This is a genomic window from Bradyrhizobium sp. ORS 278 (genome assembly GCF_000026145.1).
Classification (GTDB): Bacteria; Pseudomonadota; Alphaproteobacteria; order Rhizobiales; family Xanthobacteraceae; genus Bradyrhizobium.
In genome coordinates this window covers 3,830,512-3,843,472 of record NC_009445.1, presented here as the reverse complement: position 1 = coordinate 3,843,472, position 12,961 = coordinate 3,830,512, and the positions used below count along the sequence as shown (strand labels likewise).

General features: G+C 64.3%; 23 protein-coding genes and 1 tRNA gene. 10 read left to right on the top strand and 14 right to left on the bottom strand.

The annotated features are described in order from the left end of the window. The first annotated feature begins 127 nt into the window (after positions 1 to 127). Both BRADO_RS17165 and BRADO_RS17160 read left to right on the top strand, forming a co-directional pair. Positions 128 to 1,285 carry an OpgC domain-containing protein gene (locus BRADO_RS17165; RefSeq protein WP_011926593.1) on the top strand — a complete coding sequence of 386 codons (1,158 nt, stop codon included), beginning with the start codon at positions 128 to 130 and terminating at the stop codon, positions 1,283 to 1,285. Positions 1,286 to 1,457: 172 nt separating this feature from the next. After that, on the top strand, positions 1,458 to 1,862 hold the full coding sequence (locus tag BRADO_RS17160; protein WP_011926592.1) for a hypothetical protein: 405 nt from the start codon (positions 1,458 to 1,460) through the stop codon (positions 1,860 to 1,862). 508 nt (positions 1,863 to 2,370) lie between these two features. On the opposite strand, the gene BRADO_RS17155 is transcribed toward BRADO_RS17160, so the two are convergent. The 3 genes from BRADO_RS17155 to BRADO_RS17145 all read right to left on the bottom strand — a co-directional run bounded on the left by BRADO_RS17155 (position 2,371) and on the right by BRADO_RS17145 (position 4,294). After that, positions 2,371 to 2,447: transfer RNA gene (locus BRADO_RS17155), tRNA-Pro, on the bottom strand. Positions 2,448 to 2,684: 237 nt separating this feature from the next. Then, on the bottom strand, positions 2,685 to 3,338 hold the full coding sequence (locus tag BRADO_RS17150; protein WP_011926591.1) for a cold-shock protein: 654 nt from the start codon (positions 3,336 to 3,338) through the stop codon (positions 2,685 to 2,687). A gap of 197 nt (positions 3,339 to 3,535) precedes the next feature. Beyond that, on the bottom strand, positions 3,536 to 4,294 hold the full coding sequence (locus BRADO_RS17145) for a Sir2 family NAD-dependent protein deacetylase (RefSeq protein ID WP_041757571.1): 759 nt from the start codon (positions 4,292 to 4,294) through the stop codon (positions 3,536 to 3,538). A 334-nt stretch (positions 4,295 to 4,628) separates the two neighbouring features. On the opposite strand from BRADO_RS17145, the gene BRADO_RS35435 reads away from it, so the two are divergent. After that, positions 4,629 to 4,793, top strand: coding sequence for a hypothetical protein (locus BRADO_RS35435; protein ID WP_011926589.1), 165 nt, complete (start codon positions 4,629 to 4,631; stop codon positions 4,791 to 4,793). 78 nt (positions 4,794 to 4,871) lie between these two features. Here the strand turns inward: BRADO_RS35435 and BRADO_RS17140 are convergent, their stop codons facing one another. Continuing rightward, positions 4,872 to 5,153 (bottom strand): hypothetical protein, encoded by a 282-nt coding sequence (locus BRADO_RS17140; protein WP_011926588.1) that lies wholly within the window; start codon positions 5,151 to 5,153, stop codon positions 4,872 to 4,874. Positions 5,154 to 5,287: 134 nt separating this feature from the next. Here BRADO_RS17140 and BRADO_RS35885 point away from each other — a divergent pair, with 134 nt between their 5' ends. Continuing rightward, positions 5,288 to 5,413: a hypothetical protein gene (locus BRADO_RS35885; RefSeq protein WP_256374558.1), complete on the top strand. Its 126-nt coding sequence runs from the start codon at positions 5,288 to 5,290 to the stop codon at positions 5,411 to 5,413. Between the two features lie 442 nt (positions 5,414 to 5,855). Here BRADO_RS35885 and BRADO_RS17135 read toward each other — a convergent pair whose 3' ends face one another. Next, the gene (locus BRADO_RS17135; RefSeq protein WP_011926587.1) at positions 5,856 to 6,158 is read right to left on the bottom strand and encodes an HU family DNA-binding protein; all 303 of its coding nucleotides are present in this window, start codon (positions 6,156 to 6,158) and stop codon (positions 5,856 to 5,858) included. Positions 6,159 to 6,737: 579 nt separating this feature from the next. Between BRADO_RS17135 and BRADO_RS17130 the strand changes: the two genes are divergently transcribed. The 3 genes from BRADO_RS17130 (at position 6,738) to BRADO_RS17120 (ending at position 8,354) form a co-directional block, all read left to right on the top strand. Further along, on the top strand, positions 6,738 to 7,190 hold the full coding sequence (locus tag BRADO_RS17130; RefSeq protein WP_009031298.1) for a VOC family protein: 453 nt from the start codon (positions 6,738 to 6,740) through the stop codon (positions 7,188 to 7,190). Between the two features lie 5 nt (positions 7,191 to 7,195). Then, positions 7,196 to 7,411: a hypothetical protein gene (locus BRADO_RS17125; RefSeq protein WP_011926586.1), complete on the top strand. Its 216-nt coding sequence runs from the start codon at positions 7,196 to 7,198 to the stop codon at positions 7,409 to 7,411. A gap of 301 nt (positions 7,412 to 7,712) precedes the next feature. After that, on the top strand, positions 7,713 to 8,354 hold the full coding sequence (locus BRADO_RS17120) for a glutathione S-transferase family protein (RefSeq protein WP_011926585.1): 642 nt from the start codon (positions 7,713 to 7,715) through the stop codon (positions 8,352 to 8,354). Positions 8,355 to 8,357: 3 nt separating this feature from the next. Here BRADO_RS17120 and BRADO_RS17115 read toward each other — a convergent pair whose 3' ends face one another. Both BRADO_RS17115 and BRADO_RS17110 read right to left on the bottom strand, forming a co-directional pair. Continuing rightward, a complete protein-coding gene (locus BRADO_RS17115; protein WP_011926584.1) occupies positions 8,358 to 8,612 on the bottom strand; it encodes a porin in 255 nt (84 codons plus the stop codon). 44 nt (positions 8,613 to 8,656) lie between these two features. After that, on the bottom strand, positions 8,657 to 8,914 hold the full coding sequence (locus BRADO_RS17110; protein ID WP_041757569.1) for a PilZ domain-containing protein: 258 nt from the start codon (positions 8,912 to 8,914) through the stop codon (positions 8,657 to 8,659). Positions 8,915 to 9,183: 269 nt separating this feature from the next. On the opposite strand from BRADO_RS17110, the gene BRADO_RS17105 reads away from it, so the two are divergent. From BRADO_RS17105 to BRADO_RS17095, 3 genes are read left to right on the top strand one after another with little or no spacing between them, the layout of a single operon-like run. Next, the gene (locus tag BRADO_RS17105; RefSeq protein ID WP_041756627.1) at positions 9,184 to 9,414 is read left to right on the top strand and encodes a hypothetical protein; all 231 of its coding nucleotides are present in this window, start codon (positions 9,184 to 9,186) and stop codon (positions 9,412 to 9,414) included. Further along, positions 9,414 to 9,647: a hypothetical protein gene (locus BRADO_RS17100; protein ID WP_011926581.1), complete on the top strand. Its 234-nt coding sequence runs from the start codon at positions 9,414 to 9,416 to the stop codon at positions 9,645 to 9,647. Before BRADO_RS17105 ends, BRADO_RS17100 begins: the two co-directional genes overlap by 1 nt. Then, positions 9,647 to 9,865, top strand: a complete 219-nt coding sequence (locus BRADO_RS17095) for a hypothetical protein (protein WP_011926580.1) — start codon at positions 9,647 to 9,649, stop codon at positions 9,863 to 9,865. The genes BRADO_RS17100 and BRADO_RS17095 overlap by 1 nt, the downstream gene beginning before the upstream one ends. A 175-nt stretch (positions 9,866 to 10,040) precedes the next feature. Here the strand turns inward: BRADO_RS17095 and BRADO_RS17090 are convergent, their stop codons facing one another. The 7 genes from BRADO_RS17090 to BRADO_RS33500 form a co-directional block, all read right to left on the bottom strand. Continuing rightward, a complete protein-coding gene (locus tag BRADO_RS17090) occupies positions 10,041 to 10,340 on the bottom strand; it encodes a hypothetical protein (protein ID WP_011926579.1) in 300 nt (99 codons plus the stop codon). Further along, the gene (locus tag BRADO_RS17085) at positions 10,337 to 10,546 is read right to left on the bottom strand and encodes a hypothetical protein (protein WP_011926578.1); all 210 of its coding nucleotides are present in this window, start codon (positions 10,544 to 10,546) and stop codon (positions 10,337 to 10,339) included. Before BRADO_RS17085 ends, BRADO_RS17090 begins: the two co-directional genes overlap by 4 nt. A 1-nt stretch (position 10,547) precedes the next feature. Continuing rightward, positions 10,548 to 10,694, bottom strand: a complete 147-nt coding sequence (locus tag BRADO_RS35045) for a hypothetical protein (protein ID WP_011926577.1) — start codon at positions 10,692 to 10,694, stop codon at positions 10,548 to 10,550. A gap of 26 nt (positions 10,695 to 10,720) precedes the next feature. Beyond that, a complete protein-coding gene (locus BRADO_RS17080) occupies positions 10,721 to 11,038 on the bottom strand; it encodes a hypothetical protein (protein ID WP_011926576.1) in 318 nt (105 codons plus the stop codon). A gap of 136 nt (positions 11,039 to 11,174) precedes the next feature. After that, positions 11,175 to 11,345 carry a hypothetical protein gene (locus BRADO_RS35040; RefSeq protein WP_011926575.1) on the bottom strand — a complete coding sequence of 57 codons (171 nt, stop codon included), beginning with the start codon at positions 11,343 to 11,345 and terminating at the stop codon, positions 11,175 to 11,177. An 11-nt stretch (positions 11,346 to 11,356) separates the two neighbouring features. After that, the gene (locus tag BRADO_RS17075; RefSeq protein WP_011926574.1) at positions 11,357 to 11,659 is read right to left on the bottom strand and encodes a hypothetical protein; all 303 of its coding nucleotides are present in this window, start codon (positions 11,657 to 11,659) and stop codon (positions 11,357 to 11,359) included. A gap of 1 nt (position 11,660) precedes the next feature. Then, positions 11,661 to 12,806 carry a TIGR02594 family protein gene (locus tag BRADO_RS33500; protein WP_244422834.1) on the bottom strand — a complete coding sequence of 382 codons (1,146 nt, stop codon included), beginning with the start codon at positions 12,804 to 12,806 and terminating at the stop codon, positions 11,661 to 11,663. Between the last annotated feature and the right edge of the window lie 155 nt (positions 12,807 to 12,961).

Genomic DNA, 12,961 nt, shown 5'->3' with positions numbered 1-12,961 from the left:
CCTGGACATGACCGTCTATCGTGCCTCGTATAGTCATTCTGCCGTCCCGTGACAATCTCGCTCGACTGCCACGGCGCCTTCCTGCTCCCCGGACGTTTTCCATTCAAAACAGTGCGTTGAAGCGGCCATGAAAATCAATGCCACGCTGCCCGAGAGAGGGCGCGACCTGCGGCTCGACCTGTTTCGCGGGATCGCCAACTGGGCGATCTTCCTCGACCACATCCCCGACAACGTCGTGAACTGGATCACGACCCGGAATTACGGCTTCAGCGACGCCGCCGACCTGTTCGTCTTCATCTCCGGCTACACCGCCTCCTTCGTGTACGCCCGCATGATGATCGACCGCGGCTTCATCGTCGGCGCCACACGCTTGTTCAAGCGGGTGTGGCAGCTCTACGTCGCCCACATCGTTCTGTTCGTCATCTACATCGTGGCGATCAGCTATCTCGCGACCCGCTTCGGCGTCTCCGAGATCATCGACGAGTTCAACGTCGCGGGCCTGGTGGACCACGCCAGCGACACCTTGGCGCAGGGCCTGATCCTGAAGTTCAAGCCGGTGAATCTGGACGTGCTGCCGCTCTACATCGTGCTGATGGGGTTCTTCCCGCCGGTGCTGTGGATGATGCTGCGCCAGCCCGACCTGACGATGATCGCGTCGATCGTGCTGTGGCTCCTCGCGCGGCAGATGGGGTGGAATTTCGCCGCCTATCCGGCCGGCACCTGGTACTTCAATCCGTATTGCTGGCAGGTGCTGTTCGTGTTCGGCTCGTGGTGCGCGCTGGGCGGCGCACGACGGTCGATGGGCATTATCATGGCGCCGGCGACGCTCTACTTCTGTCTTGCCTATATGCTGTTCGCGCTGGTGATGACCATGGCCGGCCGCTTCCCCGACTTCGGGGCGATGTTTCCGCATTGGCTGTTTTCGGCGTTCAATCCGAACGACAAGACCAACCTGGCGCCCTATCGTTTCCTGCACTTCGTCGTCATCGTCATTCTGGTGATCCGCTTCGTGCCGAAGGAGTGGTCAGGCCTGGAGTGGAAGGGCTTTGATCCGCTCGTGGTCTGCGGCCAGCAGTCACTGGCCGTGTTCTGCGTCGGCGTGTTCCTGTCCTTCATCGGCCACTTCACCCTGATGCTGAGCTCTGGCTCGCTGCTGGCGCAGGTCCTGGTCAGCGCAGCCGGGATCGCCATCATGACCACGGTGGCCTATTACATCTCGTGGTCGAAGCGGCAGGACAAGCCGCTGCCAAAGCCGGCCGCACCGAAACCGGCCGCGACGGCGTGAGCCCGCCCCTGGCGAGGCGCTCGCAAGGCGCCTTGCCCGTTGACCTGCATCAAGCCCGGCCTGAGCCGGCCTCGCTATGGTTCTCAGCACAAGGTGCCGCGTGGCGCGGCGCGCGCTTCTCATGCGAACGCGCACGCCGCCGTTGCGGCGATTTGCTGACAAGGACCAGATCATGCCGACCCATTTCCATGCCGTCGTGTGGCTCGATCACAGTGAAGCCAAGCTGTTTCACATCGGGCTGACGGGCGCCGACGAGGTGACGCTGCATCCGCACCTGCAGACCAAGCACCTGCATCATAAGGCCAACGCGATCGGCAGCGGCCATGCGGCTCCGGACAAGCATTTCCTCGAGCAGATCGCGAGCGCGCTCAACGATGCCGGCGAGATCCTGATCATCGGCCCGGCCAGCGCCAAGACCGAACTCGCCAAATACCTGCACGACAAGCATCCCGCGGTCGGCAAGCGCGTCGTCGCGGTCGAGGCGGCGGACCATCCGACCGATCGCCAGATCGTCGCCTATGCCAAGCAGCACTTCAAGATGGCCCCGCCCCGCGTCGCGACGGGCACCGCCGGCTGACGCCTGCCCGGGACGGCGGCGGCAGATCAAGACGGCTGTCGCGGGCTTTCACTCTCGCAATCATTGCCAACCGGCCGCCTCGAGCGGCCGGCTCGGTTTCAGGCGACGCCGTGACTCTGCGCTTGCCACGCCCGGCTGGCGATCATAGCCAGGATTAAAGCAGCAATCTTTGCTCATGCCGCGGCGTCAGACCCAGGTCGTCGATTTGATTTACCGCAAAGACGCGCGATCGCAATTTGGATGATGTGCGGGCTGGCGGATGTTCCTTCCCCGGATTCACCCGCACCACTTCGGATGCTCCCGGGTCTTGCCGCTGCGGGAGCATCCGAACTTTTTCATTGAAGCCGTTCCTTGCCAGACAGGCATCGGCCTATACGCCGCGGCGGCACACGCCGCTGTGCGCTTACATCTGGTGTCTTCGATTCGATCTGGAGGCAGGCCGCGACGATCGCGTCTGCTCGACGTCCACCCGCAGCGTTCGGCCTAAAGTCCATCAGATGATGGGGGGTGGTCGGGGCAGCTGGATTCGAACCAACGACCTGCAGTACCCAAAACTGCCGCGCTACCAGGCTGCGCTATACCCCGATATCTTCCCTGGGGACCATGGTCCCGCGAAGACCACGTCACTACACGGTCACGGCGCCAGCAGCAAGGCCGTGGGCCGTCCCGACGGCTCCTGTCGCTTGCTGAAAGCCCTCAGCCTGGCAGGTAGAAAGGACCAAAAAGCCCCTCCCACGGCCGGGCATCAGCATGAGGAAGGCACCAGAAAACGACAAAGCCCCGGATCCGGGGCTCTGCTTGCGTTTCGCTCCGGGATCCCCGTCAGTGCGAGGACAGCGCCGGTGAGCCGGTCTCGGGATGGATCTCGGCCGCCATCATGCCCTTGGAGCCCGGCCCATAGCGGACCAGCACCCATTGGCCGGGCCGCAGCTCGGTCATGCCGAACCGGCGCAGGGTCTCCATGTGGACGAAGATGTCCGGCGTGCCCTCGCCGCAGGTGACGAAGCCGAAGCCGCGAAGGCGGTTGAACCACTTGACCTGCGCGCGCTCAAGGCCGCTGGTCGGCGTCACCGTCACATGGGTGCGCGGCGGCAGCATCTGCGCCGGATGGATCGCGGTCGACTCGTCCATCGAGACGATGCGGAAGGCCTGGTAGCCCTTGGCGCGCTGGACGCACTCGACCACCAGCCGAGCGCCTTCATAGGCGGTCTGGTAGCCATCGCGTCTCAGCACCGTGACGTGCAGCAGCACGTCGGGCCAGCCGTTGTCGGGAACGATGAAGCCGTATCCCTTCGAGGCGTCGAACCATTTGATGACGCCGCTGATTTCGACGAGGTTCTCGCCAAGACCGGTCAGCGCGTCGATCGCCGAGTCGCGCGCGACACCGACCTGATAGTCTGCCCCGAGCCGGTTTGGTGTAGTTACACCAGCGACCGGTACTCCAAGCTTCTTGGACTCAAATCCGTCCGACCCCATAACCCCGGACCTCACAGATGAATTGTGAGCCGCCACCCCTGCAACGGCGCCCTGCGCGTGCTCACCGTCTATACCCTCGACGAGCCACGCGAATCTCTCGAATCGAAGATAACATTCCCTCGTGCCGCGCATAGACAAAAATCGGATTCAGTGAGGCATATGAACAGACTTACCGACAAAAATGCATCAATTTCCGTTCAATTACGGACGAACGATCCGAGTACTTCGCCGATCTCGTCGTGAATAACGAGGTCGGCAACGTCGTCCTGATCGGTCGGTTCCCGGTTGATGATCACGAGTCGCGCACCCGCCTGCTTTGCCATCAACGGAAAGCCCGCCGCCGGCCATACAACCAGCGATGAGCCGATCGCGATGAAAAGGTCGCAATGCTGCGCGAGCTCGGCCGCGCGTTGCATTTCGTTCTCCGGCATGGCCTGACCGAACGAAACCGTCGCCGTCTTCACCGGCTCGGCGCACTCCGGACAATCCGGCGCACCGTTACGCGCGAAGCGCTCGCGCACCCAGGCGAGCTCATAGCGCTGCCCACATCCGATGCAGCGTGCATAGGTGGTGTTACCGTGCAGCTCGATGACGTGCTCGGCGGCAAAGCCGGAGTCCTGATGCAGATTGTCGATGTTCTGGGTGATGACGGCCGGTATCTTCCCGGCGCGATAGAGCGAGACCAGCGCGTGATGACCGCGGCTGGGACGCGCCGCGGCAAACGTCTCCTGCATTGCGAAGCGCCGCCGCCACGCCTCGTCGCGCGCATCCTGACTGGCGACGAACTCCTCGAAGTCGATCGGCCGGTTGCGCGTCCATAGTCCTCCCGGCGAGCGGAAATCGGGAATGCCGGCTTCCGTCGAGATGCCGGCGCCGGTAAACGGCACAATGACGCGCGCGGCTGCGATCATGTCGCCCAGGCGGTTGACGCCATCCTGCAAGTTGGAAGCGATCATCGACAGCACCCCAAAGTTTCACGCGCGGCGTAACAGCCGCTCTCTATCATACCGGTAACGGCATCGCCGCGGCTCGTAGGTGCGTCTATTGAGCATCAGCAGGAACCGGTCCTGCAAGCAGAACGAGTCCGTGACGTAACCTCGCTCGGCTGACGACCCAGGCCACACGTCTCTTCTGCTGTCCCCAGCTCGCACAGCCCCCGATCTTCACAAGCAAGAGCTTCCGCAATCGCGCCGCAATCGGACAGCCTCATCGCGTCAGCGATTCGCCAGGAAGTTTGTCACGCGTCTCATGGCTGGACTCGCCGGATGGCAACCGGAGCAGTGAGGATCCGTGGGACACGACGAGACGCAGGACGACCGGCGGACGCAGGAGCGCGCCGAGATCACGGCACGACTGGCGCGATTCAAGTCGACCCAGGAGAAGTTCGCCCGCGAGCGCGAGGAATTCGCGCGCCAGGCTTGGCGCAAGGCCCAGCGGGGCGAGGCCGCGGAATAGTCCGATCTGCAGCTCAACATGAAAAGAGCCCGGGCGCGATGCCGCCCGGGCTCCTGATGACTTCACCGGCGCTCGCGCTTACCAGTGATGGTGCCAGCGGTGGTAGCGATGATAGTAGGGGCCGCCGTAATAAGCGTATGGGCCGGGGGCATAGACGTAGCGCGGGCCATAGGCATAGCCGTAGTCCGGACCGTAATAGTAGGGATGCGACGCCGCGATCGCGCCCGCAGTGAGCGCACCCGCGGCGAGTCCGAAGGCGAGACCTGGTCCGATGCCGCGCGCCTGAGCCGGCGCGGGCGCCGCCAACGCCGTGACGGCGACAGCGCCTGCGGTCGCCAGAACAGCCAGTGTCTTTCTCATGGTTGGTGTCCTCCAATTCCGATGCGTCCAAACAACGCAGACACCGCGGGATTGGTTGCAGCTCCGTGGGATGCCGGAGCTGCGGGAACCAACCGGGGGGACCATGCGTTCATGGTCGTCTTGGTGGAATGGCGATGGCTTCCTGGTTCGAACTTCTGGTCAACATCATCGGTTACGGCGGGTTCGTCGTGATCGCATCCCGCCATCACGGCGTCGGCTCCGCGCCGGACGGCTGCCGGGATGACGCGACCGAAGCCTGAGACCCGCGACGGAGCGAGGCGCCGCTTTTTCCACAGCCTGTTCGCAGCCTATCCACAGCCTGCCTCGCCGACCGGAGAGCAGCCTGGTCAACGGCTTGCTGCGCAATAAAACCTGACTTTTCCTCATACCTCCAAAACGGGTCTTGGGCCCTTGGGCCTGCTCTGCTCGAGGCCCCCTCAAGTCGGCGCGTGCGCCATCTCAGCCCCAGGCAAATCGTTGCACGTCGGCTTGAACCTTTGGGCGGCTCCTCCAGACACATCAGTACTGGGAATTTCAGGGCCCAGTCATCGAGGGTGGCGCCACGCGACGAAGATATTCCGTCGTGCTGGCGCTGCTGTCGTTTCAGCGGCTGTAAAGCGCCAACACGTGGCCGTCCCCCATCAAACGAAAAGGCCCCCTTTGCAGGGGGCCCTCGCAAACCATCAACCTGCCGAAGCTGGATCAGGCCACCGCGTCCTTGGCGGCCTTGACCGGGCGGGCGCGCACGATCTTGCGGGCCGGCTTGGCCTTGAACATCATCTCTTCACCGGTGAAGGGGTTCGTACCCTTGCGCGCCTTGACGGCCGCCTTCTTGACGACGACGAACTTCGCGAAGCCCGGCACCAGGAACACGCCGTTCTTCTTCAGCTCCTTGTGGCCGACATCGGTGAGCGTCTCCATGACGTTCTTGACGTCACGCTTGGACAGCTCGGTGGTGGTCGCGATCTTCTCGATGAGTTGCGACTTCGAGAGTTGGGTAGCCATCGTGTCTCCTTATGATTGTTACCGGTGATTGACGTGACGACTGCGCGGCTATCAGCGCATTGCTGCGCAGACTGGTCGGGGTTTTCTGGCTGCATTGCACAGCCGGGACTTCAGTCGTCTGGTGGTGGTACACCCCGCGATTTTCGGGATTCTCCTGCATTTCAAGGGGCCCCGAAGCACCCACAGCGGCGCCAAAATTCCAATGGAGCGCGGAGAAGTCAAGCTGCGATGCCCATCGAATGGAGCATGCGATTCATTTTCCCCTATATTTCCAGGCATTTTCGACGATCCTGCGTGATTTTGGCCGCACATGACTGGCAAAACGCACTGAAAAGCCCGTATCAGCCCGCAATGCTGCGCTTCGTTCACGCTGCGAATCACGGCTGAAAACAGCGATTCGCCGACCTCCGAACGGGCCGCAGGATCGCTCCGCCCACTCTCGGCAGATCGTCCCGCACCCCACAATTCCGCGCGAGCCGGCATCGCGGCAAGCTGCGCAAGCCTGCCGAATGCTGCTATGGATCGCCGTCCGCAGGCGGCCGTTGAACATCCGCTTCAAGCTCAGGGAGACAAGGAACGATGCGTTATCTCCACACCATGCTGCGCGTGCGCAATCTCGACGTCGCGCTCAAATTCTATTCCGATGCGCTCGGCCTCAAGGAGGTGCGCCGGATCGACAACGACAAGGGCCGCTTCACGCTGGTGTTTCTTTGCGCACCCGAGGATGAACACCTGCTGAAGAGCCTGCCGCCGACGCGCGGAGCACCGCTGGTCGAGCTGACCTACAATTGGGACGAGGAAAAATACGGCGAGGACCGCTTCTTCGGCCATCTCGCCTATGAGGTCGACGACATCTACGCCACCTGCGATCGCCTGATGAAGCTCGGCGTCACCATCAACCGGCCGCCGCGCGACGGCAACATGGCGTTCGTGCGCTCGCCCGACCTGCACTCGATAGAGCTGTTGCAGAAGGGCGAGCCGAAGGCGCCGGCCGAGCCGTGGCTGTCGATGCCGAACACCGGACACTGGTAGGCGGCATGTATCGTTTCCTGGTCCGTCTGCGTGATCCGAGCTATCGGCTCGTGCTGCCGGATGACCGGGAAGTCCCGGCTGGCGTGCGCGAGCAGGACTGGCGCCTGACGCGCACGCGGGTGAAAGCCGACGTCAACGACGAGGTTCGGGCGATCTTCGATCGCGAAGGCTATTGCCTGTTCCGGATCGGCTTGCCGCTCAGCGATCTGCCGCAGTCCTGATCAATCGTTCGCGACATCACGATCGGAACCCCGTGGCCACCCTCGCGTTGTCGCTCCGATTGACGGAGAGGATATGAGGAGGCCGAGATGGGTCGAGGAATCTTGCTGTGGTTGTTGGGCGTGCCGATTCCGGTGATCATTCTGCTGTGGCTGTTCTTCGGCCGCTGATCGCCGGGAACCACGACGACAGACTGATCGCGCGCGACGCGTTCGACCGAAAAGCCCCGCCGGAAGCGGGGCTTTTTGCGTGCGATGCGCTATCAAGATCGTCGGAGAATGCTCGGCATGAGAGGAGTCCGATGTGCCCGCCGCAACGCAACTGACGATCTGGGGACGCCCCAACTCTGTCAACGTGCAGAAGGTGCTGTGGTGTCTTGCCGAGCTCGATCTTGGCTTTCACCGCATCGATGCCGGCATGCAGTTCGGCCGCAACAACGAGGCGGACTACCTCGCGATGAATCCGAACGGCCGCATCCCGACGCTGGTCGATGGCGACTTCGTACTATGGGAGAGCAACGCGATCATGCGCTATCTCTGCCTCGCCTATGGTGGCGACACCCTGCTCTATCCGGCGCGGCCGCGAGACCGCGCTGCCGTCGAGCGCTGGCTCGACTGGACGCTCTCGACCGTTCAGCCGACCGAGCGGCCGCTGTTCTGGGGTCTGGTGCGCACCCCGCCTGAGCAGCGCGATATGGCCGCGCTGCAGCAGGCCGCTGACGGCGCCGCGATGATGTGGCGCATCCTCGACGCCCACCTGGCCACACGTACCTATGTCGAGGCGGACAGCTTCACGCTTGCCGACATCGCGCTCGGCGCCTATGCGCGGCGCTGGTTCGGCGTCGAGGGTGTGATCAAGCCGGAGCTGGCGAACCTGATGCGCTGGTACGCGCAAATTGCGCAGCGGCCGGCCTTCATCCGCCACATCGCGCCGCCGCTATCGTAAACGTCAGCGGCCGGTCGACGTGCCCATATCGAGGCGCAGCGCCCCGCCGACTTTCACGCAGGTGTCGGTGCCTTCGACGCGCACGAAGTTGGCGCCGTAGGATGCGCAGGGATTGGTGGTGACCGCGCCGGAACGGGAGATCGGCTTGCTGATCGCGCCCCCCTTCGGATCAAACAGCGAGGAGCCGGACGAGCCGGCGGACGCGGCGCTCATGGCGCCCAGCGAGGCGATCGCAATGAGGATGACGAACCTGACCATGGCGCTTGATAGCGCGTCTGTCGCAACGAAGCGACCGCGATCCGCTATTTGCCGATGAACTTGACGCCAACCGACGCGCCACGGCGCCACACCACCTGGCACAGCCGCCCCGTCCGCGCGTCGCGCGCGAAGGCGAGCCGGATGGTGGCCGGCAGGGCGGCCGCCTCCTGCAGGGTCAGCCTGGCGCCCGAGCTGGAGATGTCCTGAACCAGGCAATGGCGCACCGCGAATCCGCCATCCAGCGTGATCCACGCCGGCTGCTTCATCGACTTGCGGGCTTCCCGCTTCTTGGGTGCGGCCATCATCCTGCTCCTGCTTGCCGACTGCAGTACGGGAAGGACCCTAATGGAGGGTTGATCGGGCCGGCTCGACCTGCCATCCGTCAACGCGGAGCGGGCCACGACAGGGGCGACCCAGACGATTTCGAGTGGAAACGGTGCCCGAGGATGGCGCTCCCTAGCGAACGGCGGGAAATCAGCAAAATCAATGGTTTATGCATGTTTTTGGGGAATAGCGCCAGCATTGATATATAATGGCTTTCCAGAACGCTCCCCAAACTCTCCGAGCCCCAATGGAAGGTGATCCGGTCCGCATCATTCCGCACAGCCCGAAGGGCATTCCCGCCACTGGCAGCTTCGAGGTCCAGTTCGCTGACGGCCGGCCCTCGGTCTACTTCTATTGGGATGACAACGCCGGCCGGCGTGCGATCACAATGAACATTACGAGCCAGGACGAGGCCCGTGAGGCAGCGAGGGCGCTCGCCCGGACCGAACTGAATCGCCTCCGCGGACTCGAGTCGTGATGAGGATCTGCCTGCTTTGCGGCAACGTCGGCTTCGTGTGCGAAGCACATCCCGACCGACCCTGGATCGACGGTCCAGCCGGCTGCCGGTGCGGCGCGCCCGGCGACCCCTGCCCTCTCTGCAACCGCGCGCTGATCGAGACAGACAGGCCCGTGATCGACACGGCCGACATCGACGACGCCACCGAGGCTCTCGCCGAGATCGCCTCGCGACACCTGCGGCGGCTGCATTGATGGCGCGCCGGCCGCTTGACCTGCCGCCCAAGGTGGCCCGCGAATTCCTGGCCGATCTCAAGGCCTATCGAGCCGCGACAACCGGGCTGGCAAAGGACGAGATCGCCGCCCGGCAAGGGCGAGCGCTGCGAGAGTACCTGCGGCCCTCCGATGGCCGATTGCGGCTGACCGACGTTCGCAACCTCATGGATGCGATGCTGGAGGAATTGAACCCATAGGTTGTTTTTACTGTTGACGCACGCGTTGATGGTGTTATGATGCCTTCATAAGACGGGCCGTGGTGAGATCGAGGTCAGCCCAGAGCAAAGGGCGTCAAAGAGATACACCCGAGGTAGCCTCCCGGCGCCAGAGCAAAACCCCGCCCTCACCCGGCGGGGTTTTCCAGTGCCAGGGTTACCCCTCCGACGGCATGTAGGACGCCTGCGCCGACACCGAGGCCGCATTGAGCGGATTGCTGCCATCGGCCAGCAGCACCTCGCGCCAACCCACGTAGCCATTGCACGAGACCGCGATCAGGTGACCTTCCGGCGCGTCGTCGGCGAGCAGGTCGATGACCGCAGACGCGTTCGCCAGCGCAGCCGCCTTGTCGCGCGCGTGGATCGGCTGCGACACGACCACGTTGTCGAACGCAGCGGCAACGGCCGATTTTGCAGATACCTTCGACGTCGCCCTGATGTTGAATGAATAGCTCAAAGTCGTCTCCTCTTGCAGATTGCCGGCTGCCGGCCGGCGCGGATCTTAGTCGTCGTCCCGTATGAGCGGTTGACGCGGCCGCCGCTCCAGCTTTCCAGCCGGCCGCGCGCGACGTCGCTGTCCCTGATCGCGCCGAGCGCCTCTTCGCGATCCTTGGCCCGACGACGCTCGATCTCCTCCCGGGAGAGATTGAGTGGCTTGCGCATCTCACGCTCCCCTCATCAGCGCAGCGATCGAGAGTCCGATCACCGCCACTGTCACCAGCAGGATCCGGATCACGAGCATGCCGACGTTGCCGTGACCCGCGCGGGCCGTACCCCAGGCCGCAAATAGAATGGCGATGGCGTCGAGCATGTGACGATTCCGATTTTCGAGAATGGCTATTGGCGCAGCACCGGGCCGCGTTCGAGCGAACGCACGCGCGCCTCGTGATCCGCGAGACTCTGTTGCTGGACCATCAGCTGCTGCCGCAGTGCCTCGATTCGGCCGGACTGCTCGATCTGCACGATCCGCATCTGGTCGATCTTGTCCGCGACCTGGTCCATGGAGGAGATCATGCGGCCTCCGATCGAGAAGCCGATCGGCAACAGGATGGTGGTCGCCACGATCATGCTCGCTCGCGACCAGGCTTTCAGCAGCACGCTGTCGACGAGCTTCTCGCTGACCGTCTTGTCAGCGCTCTTGTCCGGTTGGCTCACCTGTCATTTCCCGCCTGTTGCGCGCCCGGCAAGGGACGCATTTTGCCCCGATGACGCACGAACGCTCGTCAAGATGCCGGGCCCGGCGCGGTCCGCGGGTAGCGGCGCGCGCCGGGCCGATTTTTGCCCAATGGCCTCAGGTGCCGGTGACGCTACTGTCCTTCGCGAACAGCAGTCCGATGCCAGCGGAGATGTTCGCGATATCGGCCGGCGTGATGCCGCTGCTCGAAAAATGCGAGATCAGGCCTCCGGCAGCGGTCATCAACGTGCCGACACCCAACAGCGTGGTCTTCCAGTTCTTCAGCATTCCAACCTCCTTCAGCCCGGGGATGGGATCGTCGCGCCGATCGGGCTGAGGATCGGCGAATTCGGCATGTCCCTGGTGAGATGTCCGATCAGCTCGGCAAGAGCCCCGAGCGCATCGCCGCCCTTGTGAGCGGCGATGTCCTGCAGCGCCTTCTCGACGAAGGGGATCGCAACGGCGATCATGGGCTGCACCGTCGCGACCACGGGCGCAGCGCCCGGCACGAACATGCTGGTGACAGCCGCGACGGTCGGCTCGATCTTGGCGGCTTCCTCGACGAACTTATCTGCCGCGTCGGCGGCTTGGGCGATATCCATGTCAGGTGACCTTTGGCTGTTGGGGCTGATCGATGAATTCCCAGTCAACGAGCCCCTTGCCGTCGAGCTGGATGGCCGATGCGGCCGCGAAGGTGAGATCGATGCCGGCGCGATTGGTGCGCCGGCCGCGGCTGTCGGTGCCGGACTCGGCCTGCGGCCTGGCGCCTGCCTGCCAATAGGGATCGCTGGTGTTCCAGGGCCCGACGTCGACGATGTCGCAATCGACCGAGCGAGATCCCTTGGTGACGCGGACGCGGGGACGCTCGCCCTCGAAGCGAAACGGCAGCGCCACGCCCGGCTTGCCGTCCTCGACCATCCCGCCATAGGCCGAGGCCTCGCCGTTGCCGAACATGGTCGCGACGATTGCGGTCTGCCTGGCGCCAGGCGCCGCAGCGGCGGCCGTGTGTGCGCTGCCGGGCGCGACCTGGATACTGGCCGCGGTGCCCGCCGGCATCACCACAGGGCCGCTTGTGGGCAGGGCTACGCCCTTCGGCCAGAAGTAGCCGACCAGGCCGAAGCGCTCCGAGGCCTTGGGCAGCGCCTCGATCTGGACCATGTCGTTCTCGTTGCCGCCGAGCGTCCAGACGCGGCTCGAGTCCTCTCCCCAATAGAAGCCGACATGGCCGAGCGTCGAGCCCTTCTGCCCACGCCAGAACACGGCAATCGCACCCCGCGCCGGCTGCTCGATCGCGATGAAGCCGGGATGCGTCCGGAACGACTGCGAGGCCGCAGATCGCGTGCCCGCGACGCCGGACTGCTCCAACATCGCGTTGACGAAGATCGCGCACCAGGGATCGCCGTCCGCCCCGCAATGCGCCATGGCGATGAAGCGGTCGATGCCGTGGTTATCGCCGGTCTCGCGGAAGCCGATCTGCGCGACGGCGGCGGCCATCCATGGCGCCTCGACGGCGGCAGGCTTGGGCGCAGGCAGCCCCGGCTTTGCATCGACCGCGATCACGGCCGGCGCCGGCGCCAGCACCGCGGGCGCGATCTGCCGTTGCGCGACCGGCTGGCCGGCGAGCAGCCGCGTCATGTCGGAGAGAACCGTCTGCAGCGCGCGGTTCGTCTGTGCGAGCAGAAAGGCCATGCCGCCGAAAACGATTAGAAGGTCGGACTTGGAGAGCAAGTTAAGTAGAATGTCGGGCATGCTGCCCCTCCTGATCAAAGCGCGCAGCCGCAGGCGGCCGTGACCGCCGGCACGCGCTTCAGTTGCTGATGATTTTCGGAATGCGTCAGGACCGCCCGCATGGCGGGAAAGGTAGACTCGAAGGCCGTGCGCGTGCCGGCCGCTATTGGCGACCA